This is a genomic window from Burkholderia sp. AU33545, assembly GCF_020419685.1.
Taxonomy (GTDB): Bacteria; Pseudomonadota; Gammaproteobacteria; order Burkholderiales; family Burkholderiaceae; genus Burkholderia; species Burkholderia diffusa.
Genome location: NZ_JAIZRQ010000004.1, coordinates 623642 through 648681, shown reverse-complemented (window position 1 = coordinate 648681; position 25040 = coordinate 623642). Strand labels below are relative to the sequence as shown.

Genomic DNA, 25040 nt, shown 5'->3' with positions numbered 1-25040 from the left:
GCGCCAGCCGCGCGCGCCGTCGTCAGAACATCTGGCGCAGGCCGATCGCGGCCCCGACGTTGTTGGTCCTGCCGATCTGGTCGACCTTGCCGGTGAGCCGGTTGGTGGCACCCGGATAGTCGGCCGCGAACGCGCCGTTGCCGCGGGCGAAATCGACCGTGCCGTACACCTCGGTGTGCTTCGACAGCGCATATTCGGCCAGCACGGTCGCCGAGTAGTTGATCCCGGAGCCGAGCGTGCCGTCGAGCCGCTCCGCATTGCGCGCATGGCCGTAATAGCCGGCCACCGTGATCAGCAGCGGCGCGGTGGCCTGCCAGTTCGCGCCGACGTAGAACGTATCGTCGATGCGATTCGGGCTGCCGCCGCCGAGCGTGGGCGCCCCGGCCTGCTGCATGTTGAAGTCCGTCGTGCCCGTCTTGTCCTGACCGTGCAGCCAGCCGGCCAGCAGGCGCACGGACGGCGTGACCTGATACGCGCCGCTCACGTGCACGAAGCTCACCTTCGCGCCGTTGACCGAACTGCCGTTCACCGACGACACCGAGGTCTGCTGGTAGCCGGCGTTGATCGACGCGGGCCCTTGCGCGTAGGTCAGCTCGACGCCGTACGTGCTGTCGAGGCCCATCGCGCCGGCATGATTGCCGAACCCGTAGATCGCATCGACGCTGAAGCCGCTGTACGAGAACTTGTACTTCACCGAGTTCGGCACCGTCAGGTAATTGCCGATGCCGTTGTACGCCCAGCTGTCCTGCCAGTAGTCGCCGACGGTCATCGGATCGAACACGTCGCCCATCGTGTCGTACAGCGGGGCGTACTGGTTGCCGAAGGTCAGCGAGCCGTACCGGTCGCTCGACAGGCCGACGTATGCCTGCCGGCTGAACAGCGTGTTCGCGACGTGCAGCTTGCCGTCGCCGAGCTCGAAACCGTTCTCCAGACGAAAGATCGCCGACAGGCCGCCGCCGAGATCCTCGCTGCCGCGCAAGCCCCAGCGGCTGTGCGTCTCGGGGCCGACCGTCATTCCGATCAGGTCCTTCCCGTCGGGGCCGGCATTCGTCTGATAACGGATCGCCGTATCGACGAGGCCATACAACGTGACGGAACTCTGCGCAAATGCGGACGATGCCGCGGTCAAGACGAATACCGCGCCGACACCACCGGATACGACGATGCGTTTCATGAAAGGCCTCCCTGAGCGATTGATTTTGTAAGCAGTCCGACAGCATTCGTGTCCGCCTGCCGGTATAGCGCTCGGGAGAATAATCGGTCATATTCGCGGCACCTATTGCTCTTTCTGGATTGGACCTTTCCAACGCCGTCAACAATCGCGGTCGCAGCCGTGCGACGGCCGGTGCGTCGCGCTCGGGTAAGATGAACGCTCCTTCCGTCGCTTCGCCGCCCAAGCCATGTCGACCACCATCGCCCTCCTGCTGCCGCTCGCCGGCGTCCTGTTCCTGAGCGTGGCCAGCCCAGGCCCGAACTTCGTGATCGTCACGTCGACCGCGGTCGCGCAGCGCCGCGCCGGCGTGATGACCGGGCTCGGCCTCGCGGCCGCATCGGGCACCTGGGCCGCGATCGCGATTGCCGGCTTCGGCCTGCTCGTCACCCACGTCGCCTGGGTGCACAGCGCGCTGCGGCTCGCGGGCGCCACGTACCTGATCTGGCTCGGCCTGAAAATGGTGCTGACCGCGCGCCAGCCGCTCGCCGTTTCCGCGCCGGCCGCGTCCTCCGGTTGGCATGCCGCGAAGAAGGGTTACGTGGTCAGCATGACGAACCCGAAATCCGTCGCGTTCTACGGCAGTATCTTCGCGTTGATGGTGCCGGCCCATGCGCCGGCGTGGTTCGATCTCGCGGTCGTCGCGCTGTCGATTGGCATTTCGGGCGCGTGGTACTGCACGATGGCGCTGCTCGCGTCGCACCCGTCGGTGCGGCGGCTGCTGATCCGGCGCAAGGCCGTGCTCGACACGACGGCCGGGCTGCTGCTGATGGGGCTCGGCGGGCGGATGCTGGCCGGGCGCTGAGCGCCATTGCGGCCCCGCATCGCCACGGAAAAGGGCAACTTGCGACACCCTGCGCGCGATGCGCCACACGTTGAAACGGAATCCGAAATGAAATCGCGCGCCGGGTCGAACGGCGCGCTTCGATGGAACGATGGCCGACGGGCGTGGCGCATCGTCGACGCATCACGCCCGTCACCGCATCAGCGTACCGGATCGACTGCCACGATCGGCGCGCCGCGCCCCTCGATGTCACGCCCCGCGAGCAAGCACAGATCCTCGCGATGATGCGCGGCAACCACCTGCACACCCACCGGCACGTCGTTCACGATCCCGGTCGTCACCGCGAGCCCCGGCAGCCCCATCGCCGGCAGCGCCCGCAGCGTGAGCTGCGCTTCCCATACGCGCTCGAACGCTTCCGGCCCTTGCCGATCGAGATCGTCGGGAAACGGAAGCTCAGACGACACCGGCAACAACAACACCGCATATTCGTCGAGAAACAGGCGCCATTGCCGCGTCAGCGTCGTACGCCGCACGAGCGCACGGCTGATCACGTCGGCCGGCAGATCGCGCACCTTGCCGCGCACGGCGGCGATCACCGCAGCCGCGCCCGGATCGCCGTCGCTCGCCACCGCGTTTGCCAGCGCATCGAATCCGTCGCCGAGCCAGAGTTGCTCCTGCAACAGCGCGGCCTCGCGCATCGGCGGCGTATCGTCGATTTCTTCGACCGCCCATCCCGCGTCGACGAGCCGTCGCGCGGCATCGCGCAACGCGGCCTCGACCTCGGGCACGACTTCCAGACCGCGCGGACGCACGCACAGCGCCGCGCGCTTCGGCACCGGGCGACCGTCGATCGGCACCGGCACGTGCCACGGGTCGCGCGGGTCCGGTGCGGCGAGCGCACGCAGCGCCAGCGCGAGATCGTCGATCGTGCGTGCGATCGGCCCCGTCGTCGACATCAGTTGCGCGCCGATCGCACGCTCCGGCGACGACGCATTGAATGCCGGCACACGCCCGAGCGACGGCCGGATGCCATGCACGCCACACGCATAGGCCGGATAACGCACCGAGCCGCCGATGTCGGTGCCGAGCGCGATCGGGCCGATCCCGGCGGCCACGGCAGCCGCCGCGCCGCCGCTCGAACCACCGGGCGTCAGCGAACGGTTGCGTGGATTGTACGTATGGCCGTGCACGAGGTTCGACGTGAACCAGCGCAGCGCGAACGTCGGCGAATTGGTGCGGCCGAGCAGCACGGCACCGGCCTTTCTCAGGTTCGACACCGACGGGCTGTCGGCGCTCGCGATCAGGTTTTCCTGCAACCGCGTGCCGTTGGTCGTCGCGAACGCCGCGACGTCGACGTTGATCTTCACGGTCACGGGCACCCCGGCAAGCGGGCCGGGATCGTCGCCGCGGGCGATCGCGCGATCGACGTCGTCGGCCTGCCGCCGCACGTCGTCGGGGCGATGCTCGACCACCGCATTGATCGCCGGGTTCACCGCGTCGAGGCGGGCCAGTGCGGCATCCGCCACTTCCCGCGCGGACACTTCACGTTGCCGCACGCGTTTCGCAATTTCAGTCGCCGACAGTTGCCAGAGTTGCTGCGTCATGACTTCTCCTCGTGAAAGGACATCACAATCACCGACGGCGCCACGTCATCCGCCACGCGGCGCCGCATTCACTCACTGCGCATCCTGCTTCGCACGTTCCGCGGCCGCGATGATCGCGTCGGCCACGACCTTGGGCTGGCTCAGCATCGCGACGTGGCTGCCGTTCACGCGCGTGACCGTCGCGCCGATCCGCTTCGCCATCGCCTCTTGCAGCTTCGGATCGATCATCCGGTCCTGCGTCGCGACAACGAACGACGACGGCTTGGCATGCCACGCGGCCTGCGCGACCTTCTCCGAGATGCAGCCACCGTACCACGGCCCTTGCGTCGCCGCGACGACGCGTTGCTGCGCGGGCGGAAGGTCCGGTGCGAAATCCTGCGCGATCGCCTTGTCCGACAGCGTCGCGAAACCGCCTCCGTCCTTGCGCAGCTCGCCGGCCCACGACGGCGCCGGCAACCCCTGCGTGACATCGGCGATCGACTGGCCGTTGTCCGGCGCGAATGCCGCGACGTAGACGAGCGACTTCACCTTGTCGTCATTGCCGGCGTCGCTGATCACGACACCGGCCCACGAATGGCCGACCAGCACGACAGGGCCCTTCTGTTCGTCGATCGCGCGCTTCGTCGCGGCTGCGTCGTCGGCCAGCGAGCTCAGCGGGTTCTGCACCGACACGACGTGCAGGCCGCGCGCTTCGAGCAGCGGAATCACGCGGTTCCAGCTCGACCCGTCGGCGAATGCGCCGTGCACGAGCACGACGTTCGTGCCTTTCAGGTCGTCCTTCGGCGCGGCCTGCGCCGCGACCGCACCGAACAGCCCGCCGAGCACCGCCGCGGACACCAGAACCCGTTTCGTCAAACCGATCATCTTCATGCTCCTTTCCGTCGTGTCGTTCATCTGAAGTGTTTCCGATGCGGCCGCGCCCGCGCGCGGCAGGCGCGGCGATTGCATCACGAATGTGCGTACAGATCGTCGGTGTCCGTCCGCGCGTTCCGTGCGGCGCGCTTGTCGGCCGCGGCGTAGCGGGTGGCAGGCGCCGACACGGCAGCCACGTTGTCGTCCTGCGACTTCGACGGGCCGTTCTGGTCCGAGCGTGCCACCTGCTGCGCCGCGGCGGCGGCGCTCTCTGCGGCGGCGATATCGTCCGGGTAATGCGCTTCACTGCCGGCGGGGTTGTAGCCGGCCTTCTCGAGCCGGATAAGGTCGGCGCGCACGTCGGCACGCGTGAGGCCGTGGCCGGTATCGGCGAACGACAATGCGGGGATCGAAACGAGCACGGCAACTGCGAGGATTCGAGCGGCTTTCATGAGATTTCTCCTTGGAGGAAGTTGGGGTATCGATCACTCGGCATCCGGTGCGAACGTCTCGCACCGAACGTTTGCTGCATGTCGACAGTAGAACCCGCTCACGTATCCGGCATGTTTCCGAAACAGGGGCGTTGTGCAATCCGATGTTTCCGCAGCGGTTCCCGATACAGTGCGATACAAACCCGGTAACCAACACATCGCCCGCCCCTCCACCATGAAAAAAGGCGTGCCACGCGCGGCACGCCTTTCCGTCTGACCGATCCGGTCAGGTCACATCAGGGCGCAAGCCGCGTGAACACAAAATCGTGATTCTTCACGCGCGCCTGATGACACGCGAAGCAGGTCTGGTGCTGACCGATATCAGCCGGCACGCCGTTGATGAAGCGCCCGAAGCCCCAGCCGCCCGTCGACGCGTAACGGCGCGAATCCTTCACCATCACCTGCACGGTCGTCGCCTGGCCGGGCACCGTCGCCGGCGCAAACTCTTCGGACTGCTTGCGCTTGTACGCGAGCTTCACGAGGATCGTGCCGTCCGGAAACGGCAGCGTCGACTGTTCGAGCGCGCGGATCGCGACGGGATTGCCGAGGACCACGCGCAATTCGTCGAGCGGCGCCGCTTCCTCGGCCGGCGCGACCATTTCCCACTTGCGGTAGCCGGGCGGGATCGTCACGCCGTAGATCGGCGACGCCGCCGGCTTCGGCGGCTCCGCGAACGCGGCCGGACCGCTCGCCGACCACGCGCCCGCCAGCAGCGCGCCCGCGACGAGCGCACGGCGCGCGCCGCGGCGCAACGCACCCGTGTCTGCCCGCATCACAGGTGTTCCACTTGCAGGATCGCATCCGCGAACGCCTGCGGCGCTTCCTGCGGCAGGTTGTGGCCAATGCCGCCGGTGATGGTCCGGTGCTGATACTTGCCCGTGAACTTCTTCGCATAAGCGGCAGGCTCCGGATGCGGCGCGCCGTTCGCGTCGCCCTCCATCGTGATCGTCGGCACGGTGATGGCCGGGCCGGTGGCGAGCCGCCGCTCGATGTCGTCGTATTGGGCTTCGCCCTTCGCAAGCCCGAGGCGCCAGCGATAGTTGTGGATCACGACGGCCACGTGGTCGGGGTTCTGGAACGATGCGGCGCTGCGCGCGTAGGTTTCGTCGGAGAACTGCCACTTCGGCGACGCGAGCTGCCAGATCAGCTTGTTGAACGCGTCGCGATTCGCCGCGTAGCCGAGCGCGCCGCGCTCGGTCGTGAAGTAGAACTGATACCACCACTGGAATTCCGCCTGCGGCGGCAGCGGCTTGCGGTTCGCCTCCTGGCTGCCGATCAGGTAGCCGCTCACCGACACCAGCGCCTTCACGCGCTGCGGCCAGAGTGCCGCGATGATGTCGGCCGTGCGCGCACCCCAGTCGTAGCCGCCGAACACCGCGCGATCGATCTTCAACGCATCCATCAGCGCGACGATGTCGACGGCCGTCACAGCCTGCTGGCCGTTGCGCACGGTGTCGGCCGAGCGGAACGTCGTCGACCCGTAGCCGCGCAGGTACGGCACGATCACGCGATAGCCGGCCGCCGTGAGCAGCGGCGCGACTTCCGCGTAGCTGTAGATGTCGTACGGCCAGCCGTGCAGCAGGAACACGACGGGGCCGTTCTTCGGTCCGAGATCCGCATACCCGACGTTCAGCACGCCCGCGTCGATCTGGTGGATCTTGCCGAGCGAGGCCGCGCCGGCCGCGCGCTTCGGCGCAGACGCATCGGGCGCCGACTGCGCGCGTGCCAGCGAGCCGAACCCGAGGTCGGCGAGGCTCAGGCTGGCGAGTGTCGTGCCCAGAATCAGGCGGCGGCGGGTGTTCACGGTATCAGGCATGACGCGTTCTCCATTGTCGATCGCTAAGGAAGTGGCCCGCGGCACGTGCGGGCGTTCAGGTATCGCCGTTCACGGCGGCGGCACGTGGCACCGCGCCGCCCTTGTGAATCGCTTCACCGGTTTTATATCCGAACCATCCGGAGGCTTTGTATCCCAACGTATCTGTGTTCCGGTACGACATACAGCGATTCAAAAATCACCTGCGAAACGGCGCGTCCCGGGGCCGCGCGGCACACGCGACCCCGTGCGCCGGCGCTTCAGAACAGCTTGACGATCGCCGGCACGCTGAGCACCGCGACGTAATACCCCATGAACTGCACGCCCGTGTTGAATGCAAACAGGCGCGACAGCATCCCGCCGAACAGGCCGACCGTGACGATCACCGCGAGCCCCGGCAACTGCCCTTCCCACACGCCGATCACGACGATCAGCCCCGCGAATGTCGCGATGATCGCCTCGTGGCTCAGCTTGCGCGCGACGAACGCCGCCGCGCGGTGCGCGTGATGCATCGCGAGCGGATACGCGATCAGCGCGGCCAGCAGGATCGACAGCAGGCCGTAGCCGAGGAACTCCGGCCAGCTCATCAGCGTATGCAGGTTGTGAATTTGCCCGCTCGCCGCGTCGACCGTGAAGCGCGGCGGCGCATTGAACAGCGGCGCGGCCGGGCCTGCCGCCACCGGGCTCAGCGGCAACCCGAACGCGATCAGCGGAATCAGCGCCTCCGCGATGTAGGTCGCCTCGGTCACGCCGTTGCGCGCGGCGATCACGGTCGTCAGGCGCTGATACGCATGGCGCACGCGCGCGCCGACGATCTCGCCCATCAGCACCGTCATCGCGACCGGGCTGAACACGAAGGTCGCGCTCGACACGACGGCCGTCCCGACCGTCCATCCGACCTGTTCGCGGTCGAGCACCTTCAGCGGATTCGGGAAGTAACCGCGCCAGCCCTTCACGTCCGGCGCGAGCACGAACGTCGACGGCCCGTCGCGGCGCATGCGCCGCCGCTCGGCCGGGGACAGGATCGAGAACAGGTCGGCGACCAACGGACCGATCGCGATCCCGAGGAAGTAGCTGACGCTCAGCTTCACGCCGTAACGACCGGTCAGCGCCTGCAGCCCGACCACCAGCATCACGAACGGCACGAGCAGCAGCACCGACGCCCAGCGCCCCGCCGAAAAATATGCGATGCCGACCGCTGCCGCGAGGAACACCCACGGTGCGGCCTTCGCGATCGCCGTGCCGAACGGTGCGAGCAGCGACGCGAACAGCACCGCGAGCGGCAGCGCGACGAACGCCGCGACGATCGCGCCGGAAATCATCTTGCGCAGCGCGATGTGCGGTACGCCGAGCGCGCGCAGCAGCGTCGCCTGCTGCAACAGCGGCGCGGCCATCGTGTCGCCGGGAATGCCGAGCAGGGCCGTCGGGATCGAATGCGTGATGTGCTTGGCCACCGCGCCCGCGAGAAAGAACGTGAACACGCCGGCGGGCGGCACGCCGAGCAGCGCGACGAGCAGCGTAAGCGGCGCGATCGTCGTCGTTTCGTCCGTGCCGGAGATCAGGCCGATGCCCGAGAACACGATCGCGCCGAGCAGCCCCATCGCCAGCGCGGACGGCAACGCATGCACGAATGCGTCCATCAGCGGCCTCCCGTGCGCGCCCGCGCGGACGACGCTTCGTAGGAAGCGAACAGGTCGAGCAGCCCGAGTTCTTCCATTTCGGCACGCGCACTCGGTGACAGGTCGCTTGCCGAGCCGAGGCCGCCCGATGCTTCGGCAAGTTGCCGGAGCGCTTCGTCGCGCTCGGGGCCGCCGGCCGCGTGCTCGATCACCGTGCGCTTCGGCTTGAACAGCAACGCGCACAGCACGCCGCCCAGCAGGCAGCCGCCGAGGCCGATCAGCATTGCATAAGCCCGCGCGATGGCCGCATCCTGCACGAACGACGCGAGTGCGAACCGGCCGGCCTCGAAGGCGCCGAGGCTGATCGCGACGCCGAGCAGGACCGACCATGCCAGGTGTTTCGTGGCGACCGTGTCGCCCCACACCTCGACGAGCGTGTCGGCCGACGCATCGACATGCGCGGACGGCCGTCCGCGAGGCGGCACCGCCGATACGGCGCTTGAACCGGTCTGTTCCATGTGTCTCCTCCTTGATTGATATGTCGCCGGCCGTACCGGCGCGTCATGCGGCATGCCGCACGAGCACCGCGGATCAGCCGTCGCTGCGCCCTGCCAGCAACGCGACCGCGAAATCCGTGCGCACGTCGTTCGCCGCGACCATCCGTTGCGCGATCCGGTCGATGTCCGCGCCGGTTGCGCCGGCCGCCACCGCGATGTTGCGCGCATGCAGCGCCATGTGGCCGCGCTGGATCCCTTCGGTCGCGAGCGCGCGCAGCGCCCCGAGATTCTGCGCAAGCCCGACCGCGACCGCAATCTCGCCGAGTTCCTGCGCCGACGTCACGTTCATGATCTTCAGCGCGAGACGCGCGAGCGGGTGCGTCTTCGTCGCGCCGCCGACGAGCCCGACCGGCATCGGCATCTCGATCGTGCCCACGAGGTCGCCGTTGTCGGCCTTCTCCCACGTCGTCAGCGACGTGTAGCGGCCGTTGCGGCTCGCATACGCGTGCGCGCCGGCTTCCACCGCGCGCCAGTCGTTGCCGGTCGCGACCACCACCGGATCGATACCGTTCATGATTCCTTTGTTGTGTGTCGCGGCGCGGTACGGGTCGGTCGCCGCGAATACGTATGCATCGATCACCCGATCGATCACCGCTTCGCCCGAATAGTCGTCGGTCGCGAGCGTCTGCGCCGAGTACCGTACCTCTGCGCGCGCCAGGCGAAGATCGGCGAGGTTGGACAGTATCCGCAACCGTACCTGCCCGCCGGTGATCGCTTCGATGCGGGTCGCGACGGCTTCGGCCATCGTGTTGACCGTATTCGCGCCCATCGCGTCGCGCACGTCGACGATCAGGTGCGCGACCACCATCGCACCGCGCGGCGTGTCGGGAAACACGTGTACCTCGATGTCGCGACAACCGCCGCCGAGGCTAACGAGCACCTTGTCGCGACTGTTCGCCAATTCGATCAGTTCGGCCGCGTGCCGCAGGATCGCGAGCCGCGCGCCGTACGGGTCGCCGACGCCGATCACCTGCACCTGCGCGCGCATCAGCGGGCCGCTGCTCGACGTGCGAAAGCCGCCGGCCGCGCGGGACAGCTTCGCCATATACGATGCGGCCGCCACGATCGACGGCTCCTCGACGGCCATCGGCACGATCACGTCGCGGTCGTTGATCCGGAAGTACCCGGCCACGGCCATCGGCAGCTCGAACGTGCCGATCACGTTCTCGATCATCCCGTTCGCGGTATCGAGCGGCAGCGCGCCCGGCGAAGCGAACAGCGCGTGCTCGGCATCGCCGAGCCCGACGACGCCGGCGAGGTGGGACAAACGTTGTGCGGGCGTCAGCGCACGGAAATTCGGCAACGCGGAATCGATGGACATGATGTCGTTCTGTCTCGGGGTGGCGGTGTGGTCTGCCACGGTTGCGGCGGGCAGCGGATAGCCGAATAATAGTCACGCTGTACCCATTGAAAAGGTACAGACCGTCCAGACAGCCGGACATCCGCACCCATGACAGTGAATCCGCCCGACGGAACATCGCGATGAAACAGCGTGCAAGAGCCAGCCTGTCTGGCGCCATGGCGGACAATCTCGCCAGACAGATCGAGGAAGGCGTGTTGCCGGCCGGCGCGAAACTGCCTTCCATCAGGGAATACGCCGAGGCGTCCGGGTGTTCGAAGAACACCGTGATCAGCGCGTTCGAGCTGCTCGCCGCCGATGGCCTGATCGAGCCGCGCCGCGGCTCCGGCTTCTTCGTCACGCGGCGCGCGGCGGCCGCGCCCCCCATCGATGAGCCGAGCTCGCTCGACCGCGCGATGGACATCGTGTGGCTGATGCGCGAGCAGCTTCACGAGAAGCCCGACGTGCTCAATCTGGGCGAAGGCTTCCCGCCGATCGAATGGCTCGAGGAGACGCGGCTGAACCAGTACCAGCAGCGCATCATGCGTACCGGTTCCGCGTCGCTGTTCCGCTACGGCAGCCGCTTCGGGTATCTGCCGCTGCGCCAGTCGCTGCAGCAGAAGCTCGCCGGCTACGAAATCGAGGCACCGCCCGCGCAGATCGTACTCACGCACGGCGCGAACCAGGCGATGGATCTCGTGCTGCGCTACTTCGTGCGCCCCGGCGACACCGTGCTCGTCGACGACCCGGGCTACTACCCGCTGTTCGGCAAGCTCAAGCTGAGCGGCGCGAACGTCGTGGGCGTGCCGCGCGAGATCGACGGCCCCGATGTCGCGAAGCTGGCCGAGCATATCGGCGCCTACCGGCCGAAGCTGTTCTTCACGAAATCGGTCGGGCACAACCCGACCGCGACCGATACCAGTGCGGCCAAGGCGCACCGCATCCTGCAGCTCGCTGAGGCGCACGACCTGATCATCGTCGAGGACGACGCACTGGCCGACCTTCGGCCACGCTCGCTCACGCGCATCTCGACACTCGACCAGTTGCGCCGCACGATCTATATCGGCAGTTTCTCGAAATCGGTGTCGGCAGCGCTGCGCGTGGGTTTCCTCGCATGCAATGCGGCTCTCGCGAGCGATCTCGCCGACGTGAAGATGCTGACCCATGTGAGCAGCTCCGAGTATTGCGAGCGCACGCTCGACGCAATCGTCAGCGACGGGCATTTTCTCCGGCATACGAATCATCTTCAGGAGAAGCTGCGACGTGCGACCGGCACCGCCCTCGACGCGCTCGACCGGCTCGGCGCACAGGTCTATCGGCCGTGCGAGCAGAACCTGTATCTGTGGGCCGCGATGCCCGGCTGGCCGGATTCGATGGCACTGGCGCAGGCGATGCTGGAGCGCGGCGTGATCCTCGCGCCGGGCGCGGTGTTCTCGCCGCAGGCCGATCAGCCGTCCGCGTATTGCCGGTTCAACGTCGCGTATCTGGCGGACAAGCGGTTTGCGCACGCGTTGAAGACGCTCACGTCGCAATGAACGCGGGCCGGCATCGCAACCGGCCCGCGTTTTCCCGTCAAACCCCGCTTACGCGCGACGCAACGGCCGGAACCCGGCACGCACTTCCCGGGCAAACAGCTCCGGCTCCTCCCATGCCGCGAAATGCCCGCCCTTGTCGACTTCGTTGAAGTAGATCAGGTTGCGATAGCTGCGCTCGGCCCAGCTGCGCGGCGCCTGGTAGATCTCGCCGGGGAACACCGTGATCGCCGCCGGCAGCGAGATGTCCACCGCGTTGAAGTTGTTCGAGTGATCCTCCCAGTAAATCTGCGCCGCGGACGTCGCCGTGTCGGTCAGCCAGTACAACGAAATGTCGTCGAGAATCTCGTCGCGCGGGATCGAGCGTTCGGGCACGCCGCCGCTGTAGGTCCACTGCGAGATCTTGTCGTACATCCACGCGGCCTGACCCGACGGCGAATCGGCGAGCGCATAGCCGACCGTCTGCGGGCGCGTGACCATCATCGCCGAGTAGCCGCAGTTATCGCGGTAGAACGTCGCGAGCTTCTCGTACGCGGCCTTCTCCTTCGGCGACAACGACGCCGGTGCCGGCGCGTCGGTCTGGAGCAGCGTCGCGATATCCGGCGGCACCGTCGCCGGCATGTTCACGTGAATCCCGGCCAGGCCCTGCACGCGCTGCATCGCCATCCGGTGCGAGATCACCGAGCCACAGTCGCCGCCCTGCGACACGAAGCGCGTATAGCCGAGGCGCGCCATCAGCTCGCCCCATGCACGCGCGATGTGATCGGAGCCCCAGCCCGTGTTCGTCGGACGGCCCGAAAAACCGAAACCCGGCAGCGACGGCACGACGACGTGGAACGCATCGTCGGCACTCGCGCCGTGTGCGGTCGGATCCGTCAGCGGGCCGATCGCCTTCAGCAGCTCGAAGATCGAACCCGGCCAGCCGTGCGTCATGATCATCGGCATCGCGTTCGCGTGCCGCGAACGCACATGGATGAAGTGAATGTCGAGCCCGTCGATTTCGGTGATGAACATCGGGAAACCGTTCAGGCGCGCCTCGCCCTTGCGCCAGTCGTAGTCGGTGCCCCAGTAACGGAGCAGCGCCTGCATGCGCGCGAGCCGCACGCCCTGCGATTCGTCGGCGACGGTCTCGCGGCCCGGCCAGCGCGTCGCTGCAATGCGGCGGCGCAGGTCGGCCAGCGCTTCATCGGGGATATGGGCGGTAAACGGACGTATGCCGTCGCCGCCGGTTGCCGCCTGCAGCGCGGTGGGCAGCATCGCGGATACGCCGGCGGCCACGGAAGTGGCCAGCAGGTGGCGACGCATCGGGGAAAACTGTGTGGAAGACATCGTTCGGCATCTCCTTTCGTGAAGTGGAAAGTGAACATGCCGCGCGGCGGGGCGCGCCTTCGCTTTCATTCGGGCGGGCGCCGGTTGCGCGGCGTTGCCCATTTGAAAGGTCTGACGTATCGGGGATGTGTCTGGTTTGTACGCGTTTGTAGCCGGGACGCGACCGCGCCGTCAGGGCGCGATCCAGCGGCCTTCGTAGCCGTCGCCGCTCACGTCGAACACCGCGCGACGATGGCCGTCGCGGGCGAGGTCGAGCCAGTCGATGCGCGTCACCGTGACGTGGAGCAGGCAGAAGTTGCGGTAGCCGTCGTCGGTGGTCGCCGTGCCCGTGCCCGGGCTTGCGGTGACGTGCGCGTCTTCCGGCGACTCGATCGGCGTGCCCGGGCGCAGCGGTGCACGATACAGCAGCAGCGTATGCGGACGGCTCGATTGCCAGACCGCGCGACGTTGTGCTTCGTCGTCGCAAATCGTCGCAACGCCTTCCGCGCGAATCTGCACGAGTGAATCGAGATCGTACGCGACGATCGCGATACGCGGATCGCGGCGCAGCTCCACGACCTTCTCCGAGCGCGCATCGGTATGGAACGACAGCCGATGATCGGCGCGGCTCACCTGCCGCAGCACGATCGTGCGCACCTTCGGCGCGCCGTCGAGGCCGAGCGTCGCGGCCTGCACCATGGTGAAAGGCGAGCGCTGTGCACCGACGCCGGACTCGAGGCACGACCAGAGGCGGTCGTACGTTTCCGTGAGCGATTCGATATCGATGTCGGACATGATGATCTGGCGATCCTGCGTGGTTCGATCACGCCAGCTTAATCGTTTCGGCGGCGGGATTGCGTTGCAGGCCCCCCGCCATGCGGTTCAGTTGTAGCCGAGGACGACCGGTGCGGCGTCGCGCGTGTCGGTCGAATCCGCGCCGAAGCGGCCGAGCACGTCGGCGACGTACTGCGGCCCCGCGCCGATCTGCGACGACTTGTGTTCGACGGGACGGATACCGGCGATGCGCGGCGCTTCATCCATCCGTGCGGTGTCGTTGACGACGATGCTCATGTGTCTCTCCTCCTCACGCGGCCAGCGCCGCACCATACGCGCGCACGAGGCGCGCCACGCCTTCCCGGATCGCGTCGACGTCGGGCGCGGCGAACGACAGCCGCAGCGAAGCGGCGTCGACGTTGTCAGCGAAGAACGCCTTGCCCGGCACGAACACGACCTTGTTCGCGATCGCCTGTTGCAGCAGCACGTCCGACGACACCGCGCCGATCCGCGCCCACACGAACATCCCGCCTTCGGGACGATGAAACGTGATCGCATCGCCGAAGCCGTCGCGCAGCGCGTCGCACATCGCATCGCACTTGCGCTTGTAGGCCGCCGTGATGCGCGGCAGATGACGCTCGAGCGCGCCGGCGGCGAGATATTCGGCGGCGGTGGCTTGCGTCCACGGCGCGCTGCACAGGTCGACCGTCTGCTTCGCGATCACGCAGCGCCGCGCGATTTCGGCCGGCGCGATCGTCCAGCCCACGCGCAGCCCCGGCGCGACGATTTTCGACAGGCTTGCGAAGTGCACGATCCAGTCGCGTGCGCCTTCGACTTCGTTCGCGAGCGCGAGCATCGACGGCACCGGTTCTCCCGCGAAACGCAGGTCGCCGTAGGGATCGTCCTCGACGATCAGGAAACGGTATTGCACCGCGAGACGCAGCAGCTTCAGGCGGCGTTCGCGCGCAAGCGTCGCGCCGGTCGGATTCGCGAAGGTCGGCACCGTGTAGAGCAGTTTCGGCTGCACGATCGCGCCGGAGGCGAGTTGCGACGCGAGGCGGTCGGCATCGAGGCCATCGCCGTCGACGGGGATCGTCACGATGCGCGCCTGCTGCAGGCGCATCGCCGACAGCGTCGCCGGATACGCCGGTTGTTCGGTCAACACGACGTCGCCTGGGGCGACCATCACGCGCAGCAGCAGATCGAGGCCCTGTTGCGAGCCGGTCGTGACGAGCAGTTCGGCCGGCGTGCACGTCACGTTGCGGCGCGCCATCAACGCGATCAGTTGCTGCTTCAGTTCGGCAAGGCCGTCGGTCGGGCCGTATTGCAGGCAGCGGACCGGCTGCGCGTACGCGCGTTCGGCAGCCGTGTTCAGGCCGTCGACGTCGAACAGGTCGCTGGCCGGGTAGCCGCCGGCGAACGAAATCATCCCCGGCTCGGAGAGGTACTTGAACAGCTCGCGGATCGGCGAACCGGCGGGATTCTGGAATGAGGGCGTGAACGCGTACATGTCGTCGTGATCTGGGTGGCGGCGACGGCCGGGATAGCCGACAGGGGCCGCCCGCCAACGCGCGCTTCTGGCGCAACGGCGGGAATTCGAGCCACAATTGTCGATAGTCATTAACGCCGCGGCAAACGATATCTATGCACTAGGTCTTGCGGTTTGGTCATCAATTGGCGGCAGCAGGCCGGTGCTTGCCGGCGGTGCGAAAACACGCGACCGGGTGGACCGTGTGGTCGAGATGACCGGCGGTTCTCGACCCGTTGCCGACTTTCGGCTCAGCGTGATCGCAAGGGCATTTTCCAAAGCAACGTTTCAAATCTGAAACATTGCGCACGTTCCGGTTGTCCGGGCGCACTCCATGCGCACATGCGCCGACACGACCGCTGATTCCCGCCATGCTCGCGGTCGGCGAGTGCCTAGTTGCCTGCCCGACACCGAGGACTCGCTCGCCGGGGGAGGGTCTCGCCATCGCTCGCCGGCCTCTGCTTCAAGATCAAAACCGATCGTGATGTCCCCGCCGTCCACGTTCAACCGCGCCGCGATGGACTGCCGAGCCGATCCGGTGGTTTCAAGACTGACACATTTCGCACGACAACCGGGACTTCGGCTCGCATCGATGCCGCCTCATCAGCCTGGAACGCACGCTCCGAACGCCGTGGCACGCTCCGTGCGTTCGCGTCAAACGCGCTGGGCCAGCCGTCCCGGCGCTTAACCAAAAATTTCTACAGAGTCCGCGTCCGACGCACCAGTAAAAGCGCTTTTTCGGTGCAGGACGCATCGGGGGACACGATGAGAACAAGCATCATCATTTCGATCGCGGCGTCGTCGGGGATGAGCAGCGGCGCAGCAACGATCGCACCGGGAGCGGTCTCCGGCAGTTGCCGGACATTCCGACAGGCATCCGCGCCGAATCAGAAACGGCGGAAGTCTGTGCGCGCACAACCGCACCATGCCACCTCTCACGTCGTCGGCATGAGCACCCGCGTATCGCGGGCTATGGACTGCAAGCCGCAACGCACGCCCTGAGCGCCGCCCGGCCTTTCACCGAAAGGCCCGGACCGTCAGGATGTACCCGCCGCCGTCAGCGAAGCCTGAACCCCACGGTTCGCTCCGCCGCGTACGGATTGCCGGGCTCATGAAATATCGTCGATAAAAGTCTTCCATTCAATCATGAATCGGACTCAGAAACGACCTTATTCGGTCATCGCACTTGCGCTTTCGCTGGTCGTTCTGTTCCTGATAACTCACCCTTATACAGGCATTCGACACGACGCGATCCTGTATACCGCGCAGGCGCTATATAACGCTCATCCCGAGAATTTTTCGCACGACCTGTTCTTTGAATATGGCTCCCAGGATCGCTGGACGATTTATGGCCGAATCTTCGCGAAGCTCGTCTCAGCGTTCGGGCTCCGCGCGAGCAATCTCGCGTGCCTGATCGCAGCGCAGGCACTCTGGTGGAGCGGCATGTGGCGGCTGACAAAGAAACTGCTGCCCGAACCATGGCATTGGCTCGCATTGTTCTTTGTTGCCTGCATGCCGTCCGATTACGGCGCCGGGTTGATCTTCTCGTACGACGAAGGCTTTCTCACCGCCCGGCTTCCCGCCGAAGCGCTTGGCCTGTGGGCGCTTGCGTCGATGCTCGAGCGTCGGTATCGCATTGCCATTGCGCTGACAATCGTCGCAACTGCCGTTCATCCGCTGATCGGCGGCGCTTCGTTTGTCTTCGTCGTACTCGGCCGGATGCCACGGGCGAAGTGGTGGCGGCTATTGCCGCTCGCGCTGATCGCTTTCGCCGTCGTCCAGATGCCGCCGTTCAAGGCGCTGCACCTGTATCCGTTTGATCCGGAATGGCGGTCAATCGCGCGCTACAACGCGCCATTCCTGTTTCCGACCTTATGGTCGCTCACTGAGTGGAGCAAGGTGTGTTGGGCTATCGCACTTCCTGCGACGCTATGTGCGACCCAAGTTCAGGATTACCGGACGCTGTGGTCGAACCTCACGCTGATCGGTGTTGCCGGTGTCGCGCTAACCACGATCGCGGACTTGACCGGACAGGACGCGGTCTGGATACAGTTGCAACCTTGGCGCGCGCTGTGGCTGCTGACGTTGATGCAATGGCCTGCGGCGATATTGCTCGTGCGACGCGAGTGTCACACGCAACCGACGCTGATCTGGTTGTTCGCGATTTGCTGGCTACTGCTCGACGTCGGCGGTGGAATCATCGCGCTGGCAATCTCCGTGGCGCACAACGCGACGGCCGGACGGCCGGCACCCGGCGCTCCGAGGGCACTTCTCAGCGACCTCGCCCCGGCAGTTCGCTATACGTGGATCGGCACGACGCTCGTTGCCGCGACGGTCTGGATCGTCTTCCAGTGCGCGTATCAGGTCGGTCGCGCCGCATACCCGACCGGCAGCGTGATGCTGGACATCCCGTGGCTCGAAACGCTCATTCACACGCACCTGGCCGTCACACTGGTCGCGTTGTTCGTCATGCTCAATCTGTCGCGCAAACGCATCGCGGTCATCGGCCTGCCCGTCATGCTGGCCGCATTCGCGGGCTACGGACTTGTCAATATCGACCAGCGCTCGGAACCGGCCAAGATCATGGAAGCCGGCGCCGACCGCGCGGACCTCGCGCCATTCGAAGGTACGGTCGCACGCGGCGACATCGTCTATTGGGACGGCCCGGAGGACGAAGTCGTCTATCCGTGGCTAATGATGAAGACGTCGAGCTATTACTCGTCGACACAGGCTGCGGGTCTGATCTTCCACCGCCGGACTACCTTCGAGGCCGTACGGCGGGTCGAACTGATCAAACAAGACCCGTATGCCGCGCGACCACGCGGCGACAACGGCACGGAAAAAAAGTCGACCGTTTTCGTGTCCAAGTATGAATACGTTCCGCTGACCCGAGCGGGCATCCAGCACATCTGTGCAGACCCGGTGCTGGATTTCATCGTGTCGCATCAGCGCTACCCGGAGCTGGTGACCCGCTACGCCTGGTCACCCGAACCCAACAACACTGTCTGGCTGTACGACTGCCGCAGCATCAGGACGACTGCCGCAGCTCGGAACGCGTCATTCGTGAGCACGCAACAAGCCAACAAGATCAACGCGGGGCCCGCGCGACCACCAACGACCGCTCGAGACGATGCATCCCGATCTCGCTCCACGCCAGCACACGACGTTTGAACGCGAAATCCCAATCATCGATTCGACATGGCAGTTTGCCGTCCAGCTGGCGCGGCCGATACGAAAGTCAATGGACCAGCGACCTAAGACTCGGGGTGACAACATGGATCAATCGGTTGACGTACTCATCATCGGCGCGGGGCCGGGCGGCCTCACCGCCGGCTATCTGCTGACCAAGCAGACCGAGCTGTCGGTCGCACTCGTCGAGAAGGATCCTCACTATGTCGGCGGCATCAGTCGTACCGAACGGTTCAACGGCCACTGCTTCGACATCGGGGGACACCGCTTCTTCTCCAAATCCGCGGACGTGGTCGCACTGTGGCATGAACTGCTACCGGACGACTTCATCGAGCGCCCGCGCAGCTCGCGCATCTTTTACCGAAACAAGTTCTACCGTTACCCACTCGACGGAATCGAGGCCCTGCTAAATCTCGGCATCATCGAAAGTACTCGCTGCGTGCTTTCGTACCTTGCAGCGCGCGTCAAGCCTTGCCCGAACCCGAAGTCCTTTCATCAATGGGTCGCCAATCAATTCGGAGAACGACTTTTCTCGATCTTCTTCAAGACGTATACCGAAAAGGTCTGGGGCATGTCGTGCGACGAGATTTCGGCCGACTGGGCCGCGCAACGCATCAAGGGCCTGAGCCTGTCTACCGCCATCGTCAGTGCAGTGAAGCGCTCACTCGGCATCCGGTCGCGCAAGACCCAGGTCAAGACCCTGATCGAATCCTTCCATTACCCGCGCCGCGGCCCCGGCATGTTGTGGGAAGCCGCCGCCCGGAAATTCCAGGATCAGGGCGGACAACTGATGATGGGACAAGCTGCCGGTGCGATGCACTACGACTGCCGCGCGCAGCGCTGGCTCGTCGAAACCCTCGGCCAGGACGGCCAGATAAATCGCATCAGCGCGCGTGACGTGGTGTGCACCGCGCCGCTGCGTGAAACGCTTAACGCAATTTCACCCGCTCCGTCATCCGCGGCTGCGGCGTCGAAGCTGCAGTATCGAGACTTCATCACGGTCGCACTGATACTCGATAGGCCCGCCACATTCACGGACAACTGGATCTACATCCACGACCCGTCCGTCAAGGTCGGGCGCATCCAGAATTTCGCGTCGTGGTCGCCCGAGATGGTGCCGGACGCGGCGACGGGCGGTTGCCTCGGACTCGAATACTTTTGCTTCGACGGCGATTCGATGTGGGAAAGCAGCGATGCCGATATCACCGAACTCGCGATCGTTGAACTCGAGAAAATCGGTCTTGCAACGCGCGACCAGATTCGCGGATCGCGCGTCGTTCGTCAGCCGAAAGCATATCCCGTGTACGACGACGAATATCGCGACATCGTGGATCAGGTCCGCACGGATCTGGCCGAGCACTATCCGAACCTGCATCTCGTCGGCCGTAACGGAATGCACAAGTACAACAATCAGGATCACGCAATGATGACCGCGATGTTGACGGTCGAGAACATCGTCGCCGGGCACAAGCTTCGCGACGTCTGGGCCGTCAATGAGGACGCGGAATATCACGAGAGTGGCAGCGAACCGCAAGCCGGCGCATCGGGGTTGCGCGCGGTCCCGGCCCGCACTGTTCAGTGGGGGCGGACATGATGTTTTCCAGCTATTTCGTCGTGAGCGCACTGTCGCTCGTCGCCGACTGGTCTCTGTTCCTCGCGCTGACCTCGACCATGCAGATCGATGCCGGAATGTCGGCGTGGATGGCGTACCTGATCGGCGGCGTCGTGAATTACATGCTTTCGCGCCGCTTCGTATTCCGCTCGGAGACGACCGGCCGCCGGCAGCTCGGCGAAGCGCTGCTGTTCGCGGCGAGCTGCGGGTTCGGTTCGCTGCTAACTGGGGGCATCGTGCACGTTGCTTCGGCACTGCTCGGCAATAACGCCGCGAAATGCATCGCGGTGACGGTCAGCTTTATCACGCTGTATCTGATTCGCAGGGTCGCCGTATTCCGGGTGCCGGGACCGCATGTACCGGCCACCGTATTGGCGACTGAGCGCCGGGAAGTCGGCGGGGATGCGCGCGTCGAGGCGACGGTTCGTTGAGGGCTGTGTGCGAGGCGGGTGGCCAGGGTCTGCGCAGAATTCCCAGCACGCCCGCGGCGTCCGCGCTTGAGGCAGAGCCGCGTTTCGTCCACGTCCGTCCGGCCCGCACACGCCGCGACACCATCAACGCCATGACGCCGGGCGGCACGCCTGCGTGCGATCGGATCGAGCCAGGCCAGGGGCAAGCTGCGCCGCGCTTGCGCCCTTGGCCCGGCCGGTCACGCGCGCCGGACACGCAATGGGCGCACGTGAATCGCGAGCTATTCGCCCGGAGGAGAGACTCCCTTCCTGACGTAGCAGGCAATCGCCTCGAGCATACCGACGTCGAGGTCCTGCACGCGGTCGGCACCGAAGTGCGTCAACCACTTGCGCGCGAGCTCCGTCTGCGTCGTCGTGTGCCCGGTCGCGGCAGGGGCACACAGGTCTTCCAGTGCTGAACGCTGGTCCATGTCTTCTCCGTGATTGCTGATGGTCGGGACGTTGCCGGCTCCTGTCGCGATCGAGACGCCGTCAGACGGCCTCCAGGGCGAGGGCGATGCCTTGACCGCCGCCGATGCACAACGTCACCATGCCGCGTTTCACACCATCGCGGCGCATCGAATGCGCAAGGCGGGTCGTCAAGACGGCACCGGTTGCGCCGATTGCATGACCGTGCGCAATCGCCCCGCCTTCGACATTCACCCGTTCCTCGTCGATGCCGAGCTCCCGGACGACCGCGATCGGCACGGCGGCAAACGCCTCATTGATCTCGAAACGCTCCACGTCGTTCAACGACCATCCGGCACGCGCGAGCGCCATCCTGACTGCCGGCACGGGCCCCAGTCCGAACATGCCTGGCTCGACCGCACCCACGCCATACGACACGAGCGTCGCGATCGGCTCGATACCGCGCGCCTCGGCATACTCCCGCTCCGCCACGATCATCGCCGCCGCACCGCTGTTCAATCCGGGCGCATTGCCCGCGGTGATGGTGCCGTCGGAGCGAAACGCGGGCTTCAATCCGGCAAGCGACTCGACCGTCGTGTCCGGCCGCGGCTGCTCGTCGCGCTCGAATCTGACGGTCTGTTTCCGCCCCTCGATTTCGACCGCGACAAGCTCCGGGTCGAACGCCCCGCGTCCTTGAGCCTGCACGAAGCGCTGCTGCGAACGCGCCGCCCACCGGTCCTGCTGCGCGCGCGTGATCCCCATCGCTGCAACGAGGTCCTCCGTGTGCCATCCGGAATGCCGGTTGGAAAACGCGTCGACGAGGCCGTCCCCGAGCATGCTGTCGACGATCCCTGCATTCCCCATCCGATGGCCCCATCGCCCGCTTTCCAGCAGATACGGGGCGCGGTCCATGTTTTCCATTCCGCCCGCTACCGCGACCGAGCCGAATCCAAGCCAGATTTCCTGGGCCGCATTCACGATGGCCTGGGCACCCGAGCCACACACGCGATTCACGGTAAGCGCAGGCACGGCCACCGGAACGCCGCCCCCGATGGCTGCCTGACGCGCGGGATTCATCTTGTTTCCTGCCTGGACGACGTTGCCCATCACGACCGCGGCCAATTCCGCCGGATCGACGTTGCTGCGACGTACCGCTTCGCGGACCACGACTGCGCCGAGCGCGGTCGCGGCAACGTCCTTCAACGCGCCGCCGAACGCGCCGATGGGCGTTCTGACGGGACTGCAGATCACTACCTGTCGTGCAACCATTTTCACACTCCATTCAAAGGTCGGTTCCGGCTGAACGGATAGCACCGCCGCCGCACGAGTCGCCTGCCGGGATGGGGTACCGCAGCGCCTGCCCGGCACACGCGTAAAACCTGCTGTTGCGCTGCCGGGCGCGAGGAAAGGCGACGCGCGCCCCTCCATCACGTCAGATCGACACCATTTCGAAATCTTCCTTGCCGACGCCGCACTCCGGACATTTCCACTTGGCTGGAATGTCTTCCCAGCGCGTTCCCGGCGCGATGCCGTCGTCCGGCGCCCCCCGTTCTTCCGAATAAATCCAGCCGCACACCAGACACATCAACGTCCGCATCTCCACCGCTGTCGTGCTCATCTCGCCAACTCTCCAAAATTCGACATCTGTCGCGTCACAAATTCGCGCACCTGCTCGCGCACCCTCGCGTCGGAGAGGATTCGCCCATGCCCCGCGCCCGGGGCCGGCCACAGCGTCGCCTCCTGAAGACCGGCCACGACCCGCTGCGCCTCGCAGTACGGCACCACCGAATCGGCCGGATCGTGCACGACCAGCACCGGAACATCGAGCGACGTGCCGCGCGCGAGAATGTCCCAATGGCTGACCGGTACACCGTTGCGGCGATGCAGCTCCGCAAAAATGCGCTCGACCACCGGGCGCGGGAGCGCCATGTCGCGGCTCGCCCAGCGCTCCAGCACCTCGGTCAGCCCGCTCGTCGGAGCGATCAGCACGATGCAGCGCAACGATGCGCGGCGCGAGCGTTCCGCCAGTGCGGAAACCGCCGCGATCGAACCGAGCGAATGCGCGATCACCACGTGCGCGCCTTCGATCGCGTCGAGCACCGCGCCCGTCGCGCGGGTGAACTGCGTCATCGTCGTATGCTTGCCCGGCGAACGACCGTGAGCAGGCGCGTCGAATGACGCCACCGAGAAGCCCAGGTTCTGCATCGGCTTCACGAAGCTCAGCATGCTGCTACTGTCGGTGCCCCAGCCGTGCACGAGCAGCACGCGCGACGCCCCGCCCTCCCAGCAATAAGCCTGGTCGATATCCGCATTGCCCTCGATCGGCGTCTCCGTGGCGCCGAGCGGCACCCGATCGCTGACAGGCAGCCCGTAGCCGCGCGTGAAGCCGAACGCGTCGGCCGCCCGCCTCCCGGCAATGCGCGGCGCGAGGGCATTCAGCATCCGGAACGCACGGCGGCTCAGTTGCACGCGCAACGATGGCGCATTCGCCTTGCGCCGTGCGATCGGCGAGGCTTCCGTATGGTTCGCGGACACCATCACCGGCCCTCCGCCGCCGTACGCGCGCCGACGGGCACGGCTTCCCGGGACAGGCTCCGGTAGTAGCCCGACTCGGTGTCGTAGAAATGGCAATGACGAATCACGTGCCAAAGATCGCCGAACGTGAAATCCTTTTCGCGGATCATTCCCGGGAACGCCTCCTTGAGCGCCGCCTGGGCCTTCGGCAAGTTGTAGAACGGCACGATCGGCGCGACGTGGTGCGCCGTATGCACCGAAATGTTGTGAGTCATGAAATGCAGCCACTTCGGATACCGGTAGTCGGTCGTCACGAGCAGGCGACTGGCGTTCGGCGTCCAGTGCTGCGACGGCAGGAACGGGATGTCGTCCGACGTGTGGTGCATCAGCGTCGTGGCGCTGAACCAAGCGTGAATCATGAGCCACGGCACGACGAAGTACAGGAACAGGCCCGTGATGCCCGTGAAGTAGATCAGCGCCGGGAAGTAGAGCGCCGACGCGATCAGCACGAACGCAATCGAGCGTTTCACGTCGCGCCGCATCTCGCGCTTCGGATAGAAGCCCGGACGGAATCCCGATTCCCTCCAGTAGCTGACCGTACCTGCCCAGAACAGCCACTTGCGGGTACCGGCGTACTCGAGACGCTTCAGGAACGACATGCGATCGTAAAGCGGCGCGGGAATGGGCCGCCAGTCCGTGTCGAGTTCGAGGTTGTTGGTGTTCGCGTGATGCAGGTTGTGCGTATGGCGCCACGCGTGGAACGGATACAACAGCGGCAGAAGCGACAAATGACCGATCGCCAGGTTGAACCATCGAGAGCGGGAGAACGAGTTGTGCCCGCAATCGTGCGCGATGCAGTGCAACCCCCAGCCGCCCAGACCCGCGAGCAGCCACAGCGGAACATAGAACAGCCAGTGCGGTGCGTACGCGATGCCGACTATCGCGCCGATGTACGCGGCATAGCTCACCACGAAACCGAGAACGCCGCGCCACGCACGCGGTTCGTACAACGACTTTGGAATCGCGTCGGTCAGCCGCACGCCCTCGAGCGCCTTCGATTTCTGCAGGAATTCGTCGAAACGCGCGGGCGGCGCGCTCGGGACGGTGTATTTTTTCGTCATGTCGATCTCCCGCTTACGCAGCCTGCAAGCCGAGCTCGGTCGACAGGTGGCGCGCCAGTTCGTCGATGCTGTTGTGTTCGAACAGCAGCGCCGGAGACAGCCGCTGCTCGACGACCTTCTCCAGATCGCCCGACACCTGCACCGCGACGATCGAATCGAGGCCATATTCGTCGAAGCGCTTCGCAGGGTCGATGGCAGCCCGGTCCATCTTCAACTGCCTGGCGAGCCGGTCGATCAGCCAGCTACGGATCGACGCTTCGGTGAGGGGGCCGATATCGGCGGCCATCGCCTTCTTGCGGCCGAACAGACCACCCAGAATTCCAGCTTGAGACATGA

25 protein-coding genes are annotated in these 25040 nt (G+C 66.0%); 6 read left to right on the top strand and 19 right to left on the bottom strand.

What is annotated here, in order from left to right:
* Positions 1-22: 22 nt before the first annotated feature.
* The gene (locus LGM71_RS16900; protein WP_124620732.1) at positions 23-1174 is read right to left on the bottom strand and encodes a porin; all 1152 of its coding nucleotides are present in this window, start codon (positions 1172-1174) and stop codon (positions 23-25) included.
* Positions 1175-1400: 226 nt separating this feature from the next.
* Here LGM71_RS16900 and LGM71_RS16895 point away from each other — a divergent pair, with 226 nt between their 5' ends.
* Positions 1401-2015 (top strand): LysE family translocator, encoded by a 615-nt coding sequence (locus LGM71_RS16895; RefSeq protein WP_151050714.1) that lies wholly within the window; start codon positions 1401-1403, stop codon positions 2013-2015.
* Positions 2016-2194: 179 nt separating this feature from the next.
* On the opposite strand, the gene LGM71_RS16890 is transcribed toward LGM71_RS16895, so the two are convergent.
* From LGM71_RS16890 to LGM71_RS16855, 8 genes are all read right to left on the bottom strand, one after another.
* A complete protein-coding gene (locus LGM71_RS16890; RefSeq protein ID WP_226115456.1) occupies positions 2195-3598 on the bottom strand; it encodes an amidase family protein in 1404 nt (467 codons plus the stop codon).
* Positions 3599-3670: 72 nt separating this feature from the next.
* On the bottom strand, positions 3671-4462 hold the full coding sequence (locus LGM71_RS16885) for an alpha/beta fold hydrolase (protein ID WP_226115547.1): 792 nt from the start codon (positions 4460-4462) through the stop codon (positions 3671-3673).
* 83 nt (positions 4463-4545) lie between these two features.
* Complete coding sequence (locus LGM71_RS16880; protein ID WP_226115455.1) at positions 4546-4902, bottom strand: DUF4148 domain-containing protein; 357 nt, start codon at positions 4900-4902, stop codon at positions 4546-4548.
* A gap of 275 nt (positions 4903-5177) precedes the next feature.
* Positions 5178-5714, bottom strand: a complete 537-nt coding sequence (locus LGM71_RS16875; RefSeq protein ID WP_226115454.1) for a cytochrome P460 family protein — start codon at positions 5712-5714, stop codon at positions 5178-5180.
* A complete protein-coding gene (locus LGM71_RS16870) occupies positions 5714-6757 on the bottom strand; it encodes an alpha/beta fold hydrolase (RefSeq protein WP_226115453.1) in 1044 nt (347 codons plus the stop codon). Before LGM71_RS16870 ends, LGM71_RS16875 begins: the two co-directional genes overlap by 1 nt.
* A 257-nt stretch (positions 6758-7014) precedes the next feature.
* The gene (locus tag LGM71_RS16865) at positions 7015-8394 is read right to left on the bottom strand and encodes a tripartite tricarboxylate transporter permease (RefSeq protein WP_124620720.1); all 1380 of its coding nucleotides are present in this window, start codon (positions 8392-8394) and stop codon (positions 7015-7017) included.
* Complete coding sequence (locus LGM71_RS16860; RefSeq protein WP_226115452.1) at positions 8394-8891, bottom strand: hypothetical protein; 498 nt, start codon at positions 8889-8891, stop codon at positions 8394-8396. Before LGM71_RS16860 ends, LGM71_RS16865 begins: the two co-directional genes overlap by 1 nt.
* A 73-nt stretch (positions 8892-8964) precedes the next feature.
* Positions 8965-10251 carry a hydroxymethylglutaryl-CoA reductase, degradative gene (locus tag LGM71_RS16855; RefSeq protein WP_226115451.1) on the bottom strand — a complete coding sequence of 429 codons (1287 nt, stop codon included), beginning with the start codon at positions 10249-10251 and terminating at the stop codon, positions 8965-8967.
* A 161-nt stretch (positions 10252-10412) separates the two neighbouring features.
* Between LGM71_RS16855 and LGM71_RS16850 the strand changes: the two genes are divergently transcribed.
* Positions 10413-11804 carry a PLP-dependent aminotransferase family protein gene (locus tag LGM71_RS16850; RefSeq protein WP_226115450.1) on the top strand — a complete coding sequence of 464 codons (1392 nt, stop codon included), beginning with the start codon at positions 10413-10415 and terminating at the stop codon, positions 11802-11804.
* Between the two features lie 48 nt (positions 11805-11852).
* Here the strand turns inward: LGM71_RS16850 and LGM71_RS16845 are convergent, their stop codons facing one another.
* From LGM71_RS16845 to LGM71_RS16830, 4 genes are all read right to left on the bottom strand, one after another.
* A complete protein-coding gene (locus LGM71_RS16845) occupies positions 11853-13130 on the bottom strand; it encodes an epoxide hydrolase family protein (protein WP_226115449.1) in 1278 nt (425 codons plus the stop codon).
* Between the two features lie 171 nt (positions 13131-13301).
* Complete coding sequence (locus tag LGM71_RS16840) at positions 13302-13904, bottom strand: pyridoxamine 5'-phosphate oxidase family protein (protein WP_124901476.1); 603 nt, start codon at positions 13902-13904, stop codon at positions 13302-13304.
* 87 nt (positions 13905-13991) lie between these two features.
* Positions 13992-14180, bottom strand: coding sequence for a hypothetical protein (locus LGM71_RS16835; RefSeq protein ID WP_226115448.1), 189 nt, complete (start codon positions 14178-14180; stop codon positions 13992-13994).
* 13 nt (positions 14181-14193) lie between these two features.
* Positions 14194-15393 carry a PLP-dependent aminotransferase family protein gene (locus tag LGM71_RS16830; RefSeq protein WP_174909118.1) on the bottom strand — a complete coding sequence of 400 codons (1200 nt, stop codon included), beginning with the start codon at positions 15391-15393 and terminating at the stop codon, positions 14194-14196.
* Positions 15394-15490: 97 nt separating this feature from the next.
* Between LGM71_RS16830 and LGM71_RS16825 the strand changes: the two genes are divergently transcribed.
* From LGM71_RS16825 to LGM71_RS16810, 4 genes are all read left to right on the top strand, one after another.
* Positions 15491-15709 carry a hypothetical protein gene (locus LGM71_RS16825; protein WP_226115447.1) on the top strand — a complete coding sequence of 73 codons (219 nt, stop codon included), beginning with the start codon at positions 15491-15493 and terminating at the stop codon, positions 15707-15709.
* 848 nt (positions 15710-16557) lie between these two features.
* Positions 16558-18582 (top strand): hypothetical protein, encoded by a 2025-nt coding sequence (locus LGM71_RS16820; RefSeq protein ID WP_226115446.1) that lies wholly within the window; start codon positions 16558-16560, stop codon positions 18580-18582.
* Complete coding sequence (locus LGM71_RS16815) at positions 18542-20194, top strand: NAD(P)/FAD-dependent oxidoreductase (RefSeq protein ID WP_226115445.1); 1653 nt, start codon at positions 18542-18544, stop codon at positions 20192-20194. Before LGM71_RS16820 ends, LGM71_RS16815 begins: the two co-directional genes overlap by 41 nt.
* Positions 20191-20643, top strand: a complete 453-nt coding sequence (locus tag LGM71_RS16810; protein ID WP_124901481.1) for a GtrA family protein — start codon at positions 20191-20193, stop codon at positions 20641-20643. The genes LGM71_RS16815 and LGM71_RS16810 overlap by 4 nt, the downstream gene beginning before the upstream one ends.
* 260 nt (positions 20644-20903) lie before the next feature.
* On the opposite strand, the gene LGM71_RS16805 is transcribed toward LGM71_RS16810, so the two are convergent.
* The 6 genes from LGM71_RS16805 to LGM71_RS16780 form a co-directional block, all read right to left on the bottom strand.
* Positions 20904-21092: a hypothetical protein gene (locus tag LGM71_RS16805; protein WP_226115444.1), complete on the bottom strand. Its 189-nt coding sequence runs from the start codon at positions 21090-21092 to the stop codon at positions 20904-20906.
* Positions 21093-21153: 61 nt separating this feature from the next.
* Entirely contained in the window at positions 21154-22338 is a 1185-nt protein-coding gene (locus tag LGM71_RS16800; protein ID WP_226115443.1) for a thiolase family protein, read from the bottom strand.
* Between the two features lie 163 nt (positions 22339-22501).
* Positions 22502-22687 carry a rubredoxin gene (locus LGM71_RS16795; protein WP_059532220.1) on the bottom strand — a complete coding sequence of 62 codons (186 nt, stop codon included), beginning with the start codon at positions 22685-22687 and terminating at the stop codon, positions 22502-22504.
* The gene (locus LGM71_RS16790; RefSeq protein ID WP_226115442.1) at positions 22684-23607 is read right to left on the bottom strand and encodes an alpha/beta hydrolase; all 924 of its coding nucleotides are present in this window, start codon (positions 23605-23607) and stop codon (positions 22684-22686) included. The genes LGM71_RS16795 and LGM71_RS16790 overlap by 4 nt, the downstream gene beginning before the upstream one ends.
* Positions 23607-24704: a fatty acid desaturase gene (locus LGM71_RS16785; RefSeq protein ID WP_124620698.1), complete on the bottom strand. Its 1098-nt coding sequence runs from the start codon at positions 24702-24704 to the stop codon at positions 23607-23609. The genes LGM71_RS16790 and LGM71_RS16785 overlap by 1 nt, the downstream gene beginning before the upstream one ends.
* A gap of 13 nt (positions 24705-24717) precedes the next feature.
* The gene (locus LGM71_RS16780) at positions 24718-25038 is read right to left on the bottom strand and encodes an acyl carrier protein (RefSeq protein WP_174909128.1); all 321 of its coding nucleotides are present in this window, start codon (positions 25036-25038) and stop codon (positions 24718-24720) included.
* Positions 25039-25040: the final 2 nt, after the last annotated feature.